The organism is Pseudomonas sp. O39 (assembly GCF_045447295.1).
Classification (GTDB): Bacteria; Pseudomonadota; Gammaproteobacteria; order Pseudomonadales; family Pseudomonadaceae; genus Aquipseudomonas; species Aquipseudomonas antarctica_A.
In genome coordinates this window covers 121,330-133,897 of sequence record NZ_JBJGXV010000011.1, presented here as the reverse complement: position 1 = coordinate 133,897, position 12,568 = coordinate 121,330, and the positions used below count along the sequence as shown (strand labels likewise).

The window sequence follows — 12,568 nt, the reverse complement described above, 5'->3', positions numbered from 1 at the left end:
AGGCTGTCCCCGAATCAGTACAAAGGCATATCGGGTTCGACGTCGCGAACCCAGTGCTTCATGCCGCCCTGCAGGACTTTGGTATTGGCGAAACCGGCCGCCAGCAAGGTGCTGGCCGCTTGCTCGGCGCGGGTTCCTGCGTAGCAGATCAGGTAATGGGTGTTGTCCCGGCTGAGGCTGTCGAGTTGCCCATCCAGTTCGGCGAGGGGGATGTGCACAACGCCTGGCAATTTGCACACTTCCAGTTCGCTGGCGTCGCGCACATCCAGCAGCACGTCAGCGCTGCGCGGGTGTTCGAGCAGCTGCTTGAGTACGCGCGGCTTGATGTAGCGCTCTTCGGCCAGGGAAGGTTGGCAGGGGAGGGCGTCCGCGCAAACCGCCGGTGCCACGGTTTCACTGTGGCGCAGTTCCGAGCAGCAGGGGCAATCGGCGCGACGCTTGAAGCGGATTTCGCTGAACTTCATTGCCAGCGCATCGAAACGCATCAAGCGGCCGGACAGCGGTTCGCCGATGCCGATCAGCAACTTGATGGCTTCGGTGGCCTGAATCATCCCGACCACTCCCGGCAGTACACCGATGACGCCGCCGGCGCTGCAGTTGGGGGCCAGTTCTGCGGGCGGGGCTGTGGGGAACAGGCAGCGGTAGCAAGGCCCGCCTTTATGGTTGAGCACGCTGATCTGCCCGTCGAAGCGATAGATGGCGCCATACACCAAGGGTTTGCCCAACTGCACGCAAGCGTCGTTGACCAGGTAGCGCGTGTCGAAGTTGTCGGTGCCGTCGATCATCAGATCGTAGGCGCCCACCAGTTCCAGCGCGTTGTCGGCATTCAGGGCCGTGTTGTGGGCGTTGATCTGAATATGCCGGTTGAGGTCCTGTAGGCGTTGCTTGGCGGACTCGACCTTTGGCATGCCCAGTGTGCTGTTGCCGTGGACGATCTGGCGTTGCAGGTTACTGCTTTCCACCACATCGAAATCCACCAGGCCCAGTGTGCCGATGCCGGCTGCCGCCAGGTACAGGCTGATGGGTGAGCCCAGGCCGCCGGTGCCGATGATCAAGACCTTGGCTTTTTTGAGGTTCAACTGACCTTCGCGGCCGACGCCCGGCAGCGTGATGTGGCGCACGTAACGCTGCACTTCTTCATTGCTCAGGGCGTCGACATCCATGCCGCCTGAGGTCGCGAGCAGCACTTCGATCCTGGCTTTTTCCGGCAATGTGTCGTCTGCGCCGATCAGTTCTTCTTCGGCGGTGAACAGAAAGTGTTCCTTGAGCTGGTTGTTTTTTTCGTGAAACAGGTGCGAGCGCAGCTGTGGGTGGCTGCTGCAGAGGTTTTCAATGACTTCGCGCAATGTCGATCCAGTGCCCTCAAGGGTCGATTCCGGCAGCTTGGCCACGCGAACCAGAATATCGGGGAAAGAGATAGCGTTCATGGACAACTCCGTGTGCAGGTCGTTGAAGGGTTGAAGTGCGAAATGCTTGCCATCCCAGGCAAACAGCTTTGAGCCCAGGGCCTTACCCTGGCGAACGTCCACCACCAGGTAGCTGACGGGGTAGATCGGCTCACCCAGGAACAGCGCCTTGTCCTGGTCTTCGTCACTGAAATAGGCACCGACGTCCGGGTGGGAGTGGTAGATCACCACCACCGGGTTATCGCTGCGAAACGCCTTGTTCAGCAGCAGCGTGTCGGCCACGGAAAAGGTGTAGCCGTTGGCCGCGCTGCGCGAGTACATCTCGGGGTTCTTGCGGTGCAGCTCATTCTGGATATTGCTGCCCAGGTACACACTGCCGTCGGCGAAGACAAAACCACAGCACTCTTCGGGGTAGCTGCGGCTGGCGTGGGCGTAGATCTGTTCCAGGGCGGTCGGGCGGAGGACATCCATGTTTCTCTCGCGTGGCTGATGTTGATGGGTCAGGACAGTCAATTTTTCTTGGCCAGCAGTTTTTCAACCGGCAACTTGGTAATCGCAAAGCCGGCCAGCAGGATGGCCGAGTACAGCATCAGGTCACGGGAAATCTCCACGCCTTCGTACCAGGCGCCGATGATCACCGCGAACACCGGGAAGATGATGAACACGAACGACAAAATGATCGGGCTCAAGCGTTTTAGCAGCATGAAATAGACGATAAAGCCACCCACCGACGCCACCAGCCCCAGGTAGAACAGTGCACTCCAGGAACGCAGGGTAATGTTTTCGAACGTGGGCGTTTCAAACCACAGCCCGGCGACGAACAGCATCAGCCCGGCAATGCCGATGGGCAGGGTGTTGTAGGTAATTACGCTGATGGCGCTGCCTTTTTGCTTGGTAATGACATAGCACAGTGCATGCATGATCGCGGCGGTCAGGATCGCCAGTACCCCGAAGAACTCGGCGTGATCCAGGTGCAGGCCCTGGCTCTTGATGATCATGTAGAGGCTGCCGAAACCGATGCCGATGCCGACCACTTGGGAAAAGTAGATGCGCTCGCGCAGGAACAGCGCGGAGAAAATCAGGATGAAGACGGGCATGCAGCTGAACAGCAGGGCGGTGAGGCCGGACGAGACGTGCATCTCGCCATAGTTGAGCAAGTAATAGGGAACGCTGAAATAGGACAGGGTTACGAATACGAAGAACCAGCGGCTTTCTCGGGGGAACAGGATCGGTTCACGGCGCACCAGGGCAAAGCACAGAAACAACGGAAACGCGATCAGGAAGCGCAAGCCTGCAGACGTCAGCGGAGGCACGCTTTCGACGGCGATCTTGATCCCCAGCCAAGTGGTGCCCCAACTCAGGCACACGATAAGAAACATCACGCTGGTTACCAGGCCGGCCAACCACTGTTTCTGAGTTTTTGTTTTTGTAGTGTTTTCAAGAACGGCGGACATTGGCATCGTTTATTGCTTCCCTGAGCCGGAATTGAACTCTATATTGACTGTGTATTAAGTTGTTTCATTCGGTGATTGAACCCGTAAAAGCACACTATTAGGGCGAATGATGGCTGTCAAAACAAATATTGACATGGTGTCAATTATGCGTGAGGGGTTGTCCAGCGGTCAGGGCGTGAAGTACAAGCGCCTGTCTGACGTGATGGAACGCGGCATCCTTGAAGGCTTGATTGAGCCGGGGCGAAAACTGCCGCCCCATCGGGTTCTTTCCGACAATCTGGGCGTGACCATCGGCACCATCAGCCGAGCCTACGGCGAACTGGAACGCCTTGGGTTAGTGGTGGCACGGGTGGGTGACGGTACTTTCGTACGCAAGCGTGGGATGGAGCGTCAGCGTGATGAAGGCTTTCGCAACGTCAGCGAGGAGCCACGTCATTATTTCGATATGAGCCGTAACATGCATATTCCCGGGCAGGAGACGGTGTTTCTCGCGCAGAGCTTCCAAACCCTGTCGACCAATGCCAAGTTCCTTCAAGACATCAGTGCCTACACACCCGACGCCGGTTTGCCGCGCTACCGTGAGGCCGGTGCGCAATGGCTGTTGCAGCGCGAATTTCACCCGATTCCCGAGCAGGTCATCTGTGTCAATGGCGGCCAGCATGGCTTGCTTTGCGCCATGATGGCGCTGCTGCGGGCGGGCGATACGGTGGTCACTGAACAGCTCACGTACCCTGGGCTGATTACCGCTGCGCGGATGCTCGGCGTACGTCTGATCGGTCTGGAGATGGATGAGGAAGGCGTGCTGCCCGGTGCGCTGGATGAAGTTTGTCGTAATCACCGGGTTTCGGCGCTGTACTGCACACCGACCATCCAGAATCCGACCACGGCGGTGCTGTCTGTCGCACGCCGTGAGGCTTTGGTTAAGGTATGCCGTGAGCATAATCTGCTGATTCTTGAAGACGAAGCCCACGGCGTCCTGGTGGAAGATCGCCCACCACCGCTAAGCTTTTTCGCACCGGAGCGTACGATTTTGATCAGTAGCCTGAGCAAGGCGGTGTCTGCCGGGTTACGTGTGGGATATGTGCATGCGCCACCGGCGTTGGTCAGCCGTATTTCGGCAGCGTTGCGCTCGACGTGCTGGATGGCCACGCCGGTGACCCTGGAACTGGCAACCCAGTGGATCGAAAACGGCACGGCGGAATACCTGTTACGCCAACAAATCAATGAGATCAGCCGACGCAAAGCCCTGGTGCGTGACCTGCTGACCGGCTTGGAGTACCGCACCCACCTCAACAGTCCGCATTTCTGGATTGAAGTACCGGAGCCATGGCGAGCGTCGGAAATTGAGGCGGAGCTCAAGCAGAATAATTACCTGATCGCCACCGCCGAGGCGTTTGCCGTGGGGCAAACAGCAGTGCCGCAGTTTATTCGGGCGAGCATTTGTAATACGTCGGGGGATGACCAGTTGTTGCGGGCGGGGTTTGATGCGCTGGCGACGGCGTTGGGGCAGGGTGGGGACAGGTTTCATTTGTAGGACGGTAAACCGAGTTACCGTTCATCGCAGGCAAGCCAGCTCCCACATTTGCAGTGTATTCCGCTATGGGAGCTGGCTTGCCTGCGATGGCGTCAGTTCAAGCAACAGAGATTATTTAAAGCGTCGCTCTACGCCTTTCTCTACCAGAATCTTCGCCGATATCTCTTCCACCGAGAAATGCGTGGAATTGATGTGCGCAATATTCTCGCGACGGAACAGATTTTCCACTTCGCGCACTTCGAACTCGCACTGGGCATAGCTGGAGTAGCGGCTGTTGGGCTTGCGCTCATTGCGGATGGCGGTGAGGCGGTCCGGGTCGATGGTCAGGCCGAACAGCTTGTGCTGGTGCGCGCGCAGGGCGGCCGGCAGCGTCAGGTGCTCCATGTCGTCTTCGGTCAGCGGATAGTTGGCCGCGCGGATGCCGAACTGCATGGCCATGTACAGGCACGTCGGGGTCTTGCCGCAGCGGGATACGCCCACCAGGATCAGGTCGGCCTTGTCATAGTAGTGAGTACGGGCGCCGTCATCGTTGTCGAGGGCGAAGTTTACCGCCTCGATACGCTCCATATAATTGGAGTTGTGCCCAATGGAATGGGACTTTCCTACGGAATAGGAAGAGTGTTCACTCAGCTCTTGCTCCAGCGGCGCCAGGAACGTGGAGAAGATGTCGATCATGAAACCATTGGAAGTCGCGAGGATCTCACGAATATCCTGATTGACGATGGTGTCGAAAATGATCGGGCGACAACCGTCTTTTTCGGCCGCCAGATTGATTTGTTGTACCATGGCCCGCGCTTTATCCACGCTGTCGATATAGGGCCGCGTGAATTTGGCGAAGGTAATGTTTTCGAACTGCGCGAGCAGGCTCTGACCCAATGTTTCGGCTGTAATGCCGGTGCCGTCGGAGATAAAGAAAGCAGATCGTTTCATTTGAGCCCTGGGCCTTAAGCTGATGGCGAATCTTGGATATGATAGGCGCGATTTTGCCGTCCCGCAGTGGGCCGCATTCTCACTTATTTTCCAGGTCCAGGCCACAAGCGTCAGCGTTTGCTCCTACTGAGCAGCCGGCGTCCTGAGCTTTTCCAACACAGAAAGTGGAGAGATCACCTTGGTAGAGTACGTAGTTTCCCTCGATAAGCTCGGCGTCCATGATGTAGAGCATGTGGGGGGCAAGAACGCATCCCTCGGCGAGATGATCAGTAATCTTGCAGGCGCTGGTGTTTCGGTGCCCGGTGGTTTCGCCACCACGGCCCAGGCTTACCGCGATTTCCTCGAGCTGAGCGGGTTGAATGCTCAGATCCACGCCGCGCTGGACGCCCTGGACGTCGATGACGTCAACGCCCTGGCCAAGACCGGCGCCCAGATCCGTAAATGGATCATGGACGCCGAGTTCCCCGAGAAGCTCAACGAAGAAATCCGCACTGCTTTCGCCATTTTGTCGGCCGGCAACCCCGACATGGCCGTCGCCGTGCGCTCTTCTGCCACCGCTGAAGACTTGCCGGATGCCTCCTTTGCCGGCCAGCAAGAAACCTTCCTTAATATCCGCGGCGTGGAAAACGTTATCCGCGCAGCCAAGGAAGTGTTCGCCTCACTGTTCAACGACCGCGCTATTTCCTATCGTGTACACCAGGGTTTCGACCACAAGCTGGTGGCCTTGTCTGCCGGTGTGCAGCGCATGGTACGTTCGGAAACCGGCACCGCCGGCGTGATGTTCACACTGGACACCGAATCCGGTTTCCGTGACGTGGTGTTTATCACCGGTGCCTACGGTCTGGGCGAAACCGTCGTACAAGGCGCGGTCAACCCGGACGAATTCTACGTCCACAAACACACCCTTGAGGCAGGCCGTCCGGCCATCCTGCGCCGTAACCTGGGCAGCAAAGCCATCAAGATGATCTACGGCGACGAGGCCAAGGCCGGTCGCTCGGTGAAAACCGTTGATGTCGACAAGGCCGAACGCGCGCGTTTCTGCCTGACCGACGCCGAAGTCAGCGAATTGGCCAAGCAAGCAATGATCATCGAAAAGCACTACAAGTGCCCGATGGACATCGAGTGGGCCAAAGACGGTGACGACGGCAAGTTGTACATCGTGCAGGCTCGACCTGAAACCGTGAAGAGCCGTACCTCGGCCAACGTCATGGAGCGTTACCTGCTCAAAGAAACCGGCACCGTGCTGGTAGAAGGTCGCGCCATCGGCCAGCGCATTGGCGCCGGTAAAGTGCGGATCATCAAGGACGTGTCCGAAATGGACAAAGTCCAGCCAGGTGACGTACTGGTTTCCGACATGACCGACCCGGACTGGGAGCCGGTGATGAAGCGCGCCAGCGCCATCGTCACCAACCGCGGCGGGCGTACCTGTCACGCGGCGATCATCGCCCGTGAGCTGGGGATCCCTGCTGTGGTGGGTTGCGGCAACGCCACCCAACTGTTGAAAGATGGCCAAGGTGTGACGGTGTCCTGCGCCGAAGGCGACACCGGCTTCATCTTTGAAGGCGAACTGGGCTTCGACATCAAGCAAAACTCCATCGACGCCATGCCAGACCTGCCGTTCAAGATCATGATGAACGTCGGTAACCCGGACCGTGCCTTCGATTTCGCGCAGTTGCCAAACGCCGGTGTGGGCCTGGCCCGCCTGGAATTCATCATCAACCGCATGATCGGCGTGCACCCCAAGGCCTTGCTGAACTACGACGGTCTGCCGTTGGAGATCAAGGAAAGCGTCGACAAGCGCATCGCCGGCTACAACGACCCGGTAGGTTTCTACGTCGAGAAGCTGGTGGAAGGCATCAGCACCCTGGCGGCGGCCTTCTACCCGAAAAAGGTCATCGTGCGCCTGTCGGACTTCAAGTCCAACGAATACGCCAACCTGATCGGCGGCAAGCTCTATGAGCCGGAAGAAGAAAACCCGATGCTGGGTTTCCGCGGCGCCTCGCGTTACATCAGCGAAGCTTTCCGTGACTGCTTCGAGCTGGAGTGCCGTGCGCTCAAACGCGTGCGCAACGAGATGGGCCTGACCAACGTCGAGATTATGGTGCCGTTCGTGCGTACCCTCGGCGAGGCGAGCCAGGTCGTTGATCTGCTGGCGGAAAACGGCCTGAGTCGTGGTGAAAACGGCTTGCGCGTGATCATGATGTGCGAACTGCCATCCAACGCCATCCTGGCCGAAGAGTTCCTGGAGTTCTTCGACGGTTTCTCCATCGGCTCCAACGACCTGACCCAGCTGACCCTGGGCCTGGACCGCGATTCGGGGATCATCGCTCACTTGTTCGACGAGCGTAACCCGGCGGTCAAGAAGCTGCTGGCCAACGCCATCCAGGCGTGTAACAAGGCCGGCAAGTACATCGGGATCTGCGGCCAAGGCCCTTCCGACCACCCGGACCTGGCCAAATGGCTGATGGAGCAGGGCATCGAAAGCGTCTCGCTGAACCCCGATTCCGTGCTGGAAACCTGGTTCTTCCTCGCGGAAGGCCAAGCGCCCGCATAAGGTCGTTACGTCAAAAGTGCCGGTCACTCATTAAGGGTGACCGGCATTCTTATCTGTGCAGGGCGGAACTCCTTCCGGACGCCGCCCTTTTTTGTGCAAGAGCATTATGCAAAGCAGTAGCAACCTGTTTCCCGTCGCCCTGATCAGCGCTGAACGTCGCGGCGACCTGAGTGAAGATGTGTACCGCCTCAAACCCGGCAACAGCCCGGACGGCACCGTCGAGTTGGCCGTGACCCGTTTGGGCCTGGCGGATGTCCCGGAAAACCGGGGCACGCCGGTAATTTTAGTGCACGGCAGTTTTTCCAATCGGCGCTTCTGTTACTCGCCTAAAGGCATCGGCCTGGGCGCTTACCTGGCGCGCCAGGGATTTGATGTATGGATCCCGGAAATGCGCGGGCATGGCCTGTCCAAGCGCAATCAGAACTACGCCAGCAATCGCGTCGCCGATTATGCGCGTTACGATTTGCCGGCCATCGGGGCGTTTGTGCGTGAGCAAAGTGCGCAAATCCCGCACTGGATTGGGCATTCCCTGGGTGGCACCGCTCTGGCGGCAGCCTTGGGCGGTCAGCACCTTGGCGCGCCAGCAGTGGCCTCAGTCGCGCTGTTTGGCTGCCAGGTCAGCCGCACCCACTGGCCGTTGAAAATTCCACCGCTGGAGTGGACGGGGCGTTTGCTTCTGAAGCGCTTTGGCGAGGTATCCGGCTCCCGCCTCAAGCGCGGTCCGGAGGACGAGCCAGCGGGCGTGATGATCGAGGCCATGCGCTGGAATGGCCTGTTCGGTCGCTTTGGCGAGGGTAAGCAAGACTGGTGGAAGGGCTTGGCCGACGTTGACGTGCCGCTGTTGGCGGTGAGCGCTGCGGGTGATCGGCAAGACCCGGATTGGGCGTGTCGCAAACTGTTCGAGCAAGTGGGCTCTGTGCATCGCCAATACCTGTGCCTGGGGCGCGGACAAGGTTTTACCGGGGATTTCGGGCATGTTGAAATGCTGGTCAGTAAAGCCGCCCAGGCCGAAGTGTGGCCGTTGGTGGCGCAGTGGTTGAAAGATCCGCTCACACCTTTGTTCGGGGCTCAATCGCAGATTGCCGCAACGGTTTGACGCAAGCGCGCTACCAAGGGCGTTTCACTTGTGTGTGGTTGCGGCTAAGATATGACGCGTTATGGGCTTCTGGTCATATTCAGTCGCGCAATGGCTATTGCGTTGCGACAAAATGGGTTTGATCATGGCCGCCGTCAACGGATGAGCATGTAAAGATTGCCTGTCACGACGCGTTTTTCTGATGTACACCGTGGGATGTTCGACCTCTTCTTTCACGACAGGAGTTTCTCGATGAACCATTACGTGACGCCCGACTTGTGCGACGCCTACCCGGACCTGGTGCAGGTGGTTGAGCCGATGTTCAGCAATTTCGGTGGCCGAGACTCCTTTGGTGGCGAAATCGTCACCATCAAATGCTTCGAAGACAACTCGTTGGTCAAGGAGCAGGCCGACCAGCCGGGTGCCGGCAAAGTGCTGGTAGTCGACGGTGGTGGTTCCCTGCGCCGCGCTTTGCTGGGTGACATGATCGCCGAGAAAGCCGCAAAAAACGGCTGGGAAGGGCTGGTGATCTACGGTTGCATCCGTGATGTCGATGTCATCGCCCAGACTGACCTGGGTGTGCAGGCACTGGCCTCTCACCCGATGAAAACCGACAAGCGCGGCATTGGCGACCTGAACGTAGTGGTGACCTTCGCGGGCGTAACCTTCCGCCCGGGTGAATACATCTATGCGGACAATAATGGTGTGATCGTCTCGCCAAGCCCGCTGAAAATGCCTGAATAAACTGCTGTAGCCATAGGGGTGAGGATGTTCGAGGAAGAAAACGCGCAGTGGGGGCTGGTGCATGCCCTGGTACTGGACGGTAAAGGCGGTGCGCGTTCGATTACCCGGACTGAGCTCGACGATTTGCAACTGCAGCCCCAGGAAAGCCTGTGGTTGCATTGGGATCGCAGCCATCCGCGGACCCAGACCTGGTTGCGTAAATCCAGCGGCTTGAGCGAGTTCGCGTGCGACTTGTTGCTGGAGGAAAACACCCGTCCGCGCCTGTTGCCGCTGCCGGACGACGAATTGCTGCTGTTTCTGCGAGGGGTCAACCTCAACCCGGGGGCCGAGCCGGAAGACATGGTCTCGGTGCGTATCTTCGCTGCGGCCAGTCGCGTGATTTCCTTGCGCTTGCGCCCGCTGCGCGCCACTGATGAGTTGCTGGTGCAACTGGCGGAGGGCAAAGGCCCAAAAACCTCGTCTGAACTCATCCTTTATATGGCGCAGTACCTGACCCATAAAGTGCAGGATTTGGTGACCGATCTTTCCGAAATCGTCGATTTCGAGGAAGAAAAACTTGATGCCGACGAACGGTATACTCCGGAACATGGCAATGTTTTGCAGATCCGTCGACGAGCGGCTGGGCTGAAGCGATTCCTGGCGCCGCAGCGGGATATTTTTGCCCAGCTGACGCGGATCAAATTGCCGTGGTTCTGTAACGATGATGCTGACTATTGGAACGAATTGAACAACAGCCTGACCCGTTACCTGGAAGAGCTCGAATTGACTCGGGAGCGCGTGGGGCTTGTGCTTGAGACCGAAGACCGGCGCTTGAGCGTGCGCATGAATCGCACCATGTACCGCTTTGGGATCATCACGGGAATCTTCCTGCCGATGAGTTTTCTGACCGGTTTGCTGGGTATAAACGTGGGCGGAATACCCTTCTCCGGTGACCCCTACGGATTCGCGATTGCCTGCCTGATGATGGTGGCTGTCGCGCTCGGGCAATGGTGGCTATTTCGACGATTGCGCTGGGTTTGACCTGAATATGACCTGAACACAGGAAGGGTCGCATGTGACCCCAAGAATTTAACCCTCGTCTTTTAAAATACTTGCGAGAGGTCTTTATGCACGATCCGTTCGAACAGTCTTTGCGTGACATGCTCAATGCTTCGCCGTCCAACCGTGACGACGACGCTTGCCTGGGCCGCGTGTTGAAAACCGCCAACCGTCAGGTAGGGGCGGGTGACCTGTTCGGTTTGCTCGGTCGTTGGCTGCCTGCGTTGATGATGGCCCTGAACAATGGTTCGGCCCATGTATCGCCGGTTTCCCGTCGTAAACCTCTTGCTCGCACTGCTGATAAGGCTGATTGAATATGGAACTTGATCTCTGGACCCAGAGCCTGGTCACCGCGATGACCGCATTGTGGACCAAGGTGGCGAATTTCATTCCCAACCTGTTTGGTGCTCTGGTCCTGGTATTGCTGGGTTTTGTCGTGGCCAAGTTGCTCGACACCTTGCTGTCCAAATTACTCGCCAAGCTTGGGCTGGATCGCTTGATGGCGGGCACCGGTTTGACCAAACTATTGGGCCGTGCCGGGCTGCAAGTCCCGATCTCTACCCTGATCGGGAAGATCGTCTACTGGTTCGTTTTACTTATTTTTCTGGTTTCTGCGGCTCAATCCCTTGGACTTGAGCGAGTTTCAGCTACGCTCGACATGCTGGCGCTGTATTTGCCGAAAGTATTCGGCGGCGCGCTGGTGTTGCTGGTAGGCGTTTTGCTGGCGCAATTGGCCAACGGTCTGGTGCGTGGGGCAGCCGAAGGCGTGGGCTTGGACTATGCTGCGGGCCTGGGGCGAATTGCCCAGGGGCTGGTGATCATCATCAGTATTTCCGTCGCGATCAGCCAGTTGGAGGTCAAAACTGACCTTCTTAACCACGTGATTGTGATTGTTTTGATTACCGTTGGTCTGGCCGTTGCGCTGGCCATGGGGTTGGGTAGCCGGGAAATTGCCGGTCAGATTCTTGCGGGAATCTATGTGCGTGAGCTGTATCAGGTTGGGCAACAGGTCCGTGTGGGCGAGGTCGAAGGGCAAATCGAAGAGATCGGTACAGTCAAGACGACGGTGCTGACCGATGACGGTGACCTGGTGTCACTGTCCAATCGGATTCTTCTGGAGCAGCAGGTCAGTAGCCGCTAACCCGGTAAACCCTGCTAATGTACGCCGCCGCAAACCCGGGTGACCGGGCTGTAGCGGACATTGACCTGACTGTCGGCACGACTTGTTTTGAATAAAGCCCAAACGCTGTCTACGCGCTATGACCCCCGTGAGCTCTCTGATGAGGAGTTGGTCGCGCGCTCGCACACGGAGCTGTTTCACGTAACACGCGCGTACGAAGAATTGATGCGCAGGTATCAACGCACTCTGTTCAACGTTTGTTCAAGGTATTTAGGGAACGATAGAGACGCGGACGATGTCTGTCAGGAAGTGATGCTCAAGGTGCTGTACGGCCTGAAGAACTTCGAGGGGAAATCGAAGTTCAAGACATGGCTCTACAGCATCACGTACAACGAGTGCATCACGCAGTATCGTAAGGAACGGCGGAAGCGTCGCTTGATGGACGCTTTGAGTCTGGACCCCCTTGAGGAAGCGTCTGAAGAAAAGGCGCCGACACCCGAGGAGAAGGGCGGACTTGACCGTTGGTTGGTGTATGTGAATCCAATTGACCGTGAAATTCTGGTGCTACGATTTGTCGCAGAGCTCGAGTTTCAGGAAATTGCTGACATCATGCACATGGGTTTGAGTGCTACAAAAATGCGTTACAAACGTGCTCTTGATAAATTACGTGAGAAATTTGCGGGCAGTACTGAAACTTAGTTCGGTGCAAATAT

Annotated in this window: 11 protein-coding genes; 8 read left to right on the top strand and 3 right to left on the bottom strand. The window is 57.7% G+C overall.

The genetic code is table 11. The annotated features are described in order from the left end of the window. Positions 1-14: 14 nt before the first annotated feature. Positions 15-1,877 (bottom strand): molybdopterin-synthase adenylyltransferase MoeB, encoded by a 1,863-nt coding sequence (gene moeB / locus ACI77D_RS16435; RefSeq protein WP_407017053.1) that lies wholly within the window; start codon positions 1,875-1,877, stop codon positions 15-17. A gap of 38 nt (positions 1,878-1,915) precedes the next feature. Next, positions 1,916-2,809 (bottom strand): DMT family transporter, encoded by an 894-nt coding sequence (locus ACI77D_RS16430; protein ID WP_017134754.1) that lies wholly within the window; start codon positions 2,807-2,809, stop codon positions 1,916-1,918. A gap of 160 nt (positions 2,810-2,969) precedes the next feature. Here ACI77D_RS16430 and ACI77D_RS16425 point away from each other — a divergent pair, with 160 nt between their 5' ends. Then, positions 2,970-4,394, top strand: coding sequence for a PLP-dependent aminotransferase family protein (locus ACI77D_RS16425; RefSeq protein ID WP_407017052.1), 1,425 nt, complete (start codon positions 2,970-2,972; stop codon positions 4,392-4,394). 111 nt (positions 4,395-4,505) lie between these two features. Here the strand turns inward: ACI77D_RS16425 and ACI77D_RS16420 are convergent, their stop codons facing one another. After that, entirely contained in the window at positions 4,506-5,324 is an 819-nt protein-coding gene (locus tag ACI77D_RS16420) for a pyruvate, water dikinase regulatory protein (protein ID WP_064453630.1), read from the bottom strand. A gap of 178 nt (positions 5,325-5,502) precedes the next feature. Here ACI77D_RS16420 and ppsA point away from each other — a divergent pair, with 178 nt between their 5' ends. The 7 genes from ppsA to sigX all read left to right on the top strand — a co-directional run bounded on the left by ppsA (position 5,503) and on the right by sigX (position 12,554). Beyond that, a complete protein-coding gene (gene ppsA / locus ACI77D_RS16415; RefSeq protein ID WP_064453629.1) occupies positions 5,503-7,878 on the top strand; it encodes a phosphoenolpyruvate synthase in 2,376 nt (791 codons plus the stop codon). Between the two features lie 106 nt (positions 7,879-7,984). Next, on the top strand, positions 7,985-8,974 hold the full coding sequence (locus tag ACI77D_RS16410; protein ID WP_407017051.1) for an alpha/beta fold hydrolase: 990 nt from the start codon (positions 7,985-7,987) through the stop codon (positions 8,972-8,974). Positions 8,975-9,205: 231 nt separating this feature from the next. Then, positions 9,206-9,697: a ribonuclease E activity regulator RraA gene (rraA, locus tag ACI77D_RS16405; RefSeq protein ID WP_032887592.1), complete on the top strand. Its 492-nt coding sequence runs from the start codon at positions 9,206-9,208 to the stop codon at positions 9,695-9,697. Between the two features lie 24 nt (positions 9,698-9,721). Next, entirely contained in the window at positions 9,722-10,717 is a 996-nt protein-coding gene (locus ACI77D_RS16400) for a zinc transporter ZntB (RefSeq protein WP_407017050.1), read from the top strand. Between the two features lie 86 nt (positions 10,718-10,803). Further along, positions 10,804-11,049 (top strand): hypothetical protein, encoded by a 246-nt coding sequence (locus ACI77D_RS16395; RefSeq protein ID WP_005790375.1) that lies wholly within the window; start codon positions 10,804-10,806, stop codon positions 11,047-11,049. Between the two features lie 2 nt (positions 11,050-11,051). Then, complete coding sequence (locus tag ACI77D_RS16390; protein WP_003175519.1) at positions 11,052-11,876, top strand: mechanosensitive ion channel family protein; 825 nt, start codon at positions 11,052-11,054, stop codon at positions 11,874-11,876. Positions 11,877-11,963: 87 nt separating this feature from the next. After that, on the top strand, positions 11,964-12,554 hold the full coding sequence (sigX, locus tag ACI77D_RS16385; protein WP_064453626.1) for an RNA polymerase sigma factor SigX: 591 nt from the start codon (positions 11,964-11,966) through the stop codon (positions 12,552-12,554). The last annotated feature ends 14 nt before the right edge of the window (positions 12,555-12,568 follow it).

Excerpts from the sequence above, each read along its gene's own strand:
- ACI77D_RS16420 (WP_064453630.1), bottom strand. The coding sequence starts at position 5,324 with ATGAAACGATCTGCTTTCTTTATCTCCGACGGCACCGGCATTACAGCC.
- moeB (WP_407017053.1), bottom strand. The coding sequence starts at position 1,877 with ATGGATGTCCTCCGCCCGACCGCCCTGGAACAGATCTACGCCCACGCC.
- ACI77D_RS16400 (WP_407017050.1), top strand. The coding sequence starts at position 9,722 with ATGTTCGAGGAAGAAAACGCGCAGTGGGGGCTGGTGCATGCCCTGGTA.
- ACI77D_RS16410 (WP_407017051.1), top strand. The coding sequence starts at position 7,985 with ATGCAAAGCAGTAGCAACCTGTTTCCCGTCGCCCTGATCAGCGCTGAA.
- ACI77D_RS16390 (WP_003175519.1), top strand. The coding sequence starts at position 11,052 with ATGGAACTTGATCTCTGGACCCAGAGCCTGGTCACCGCGATGACCGCA.
- ACI77D_RS16425 (WP_407017052.1), top strand. The coding sequence starts at position 2,970 with ATGGCTGTCAAAACAAATATTGACATGGTGTCAATTATGCGTGAGGGG.
- ACI77D_RS16395 (WP_005790375.1), top strand. The coding sequence starts at position 10,804 with ATGCACGATCCGTTCGAACAGTCTTTGCGTGACATGCTCAATGCTTCG.
- rraA (WP_032887592.1), top strand. The coding sequence starts at position 9,206 with ATGAACCATTACGTGACGCCCGACTTGTGCGACGCCTACCCGGACCTG.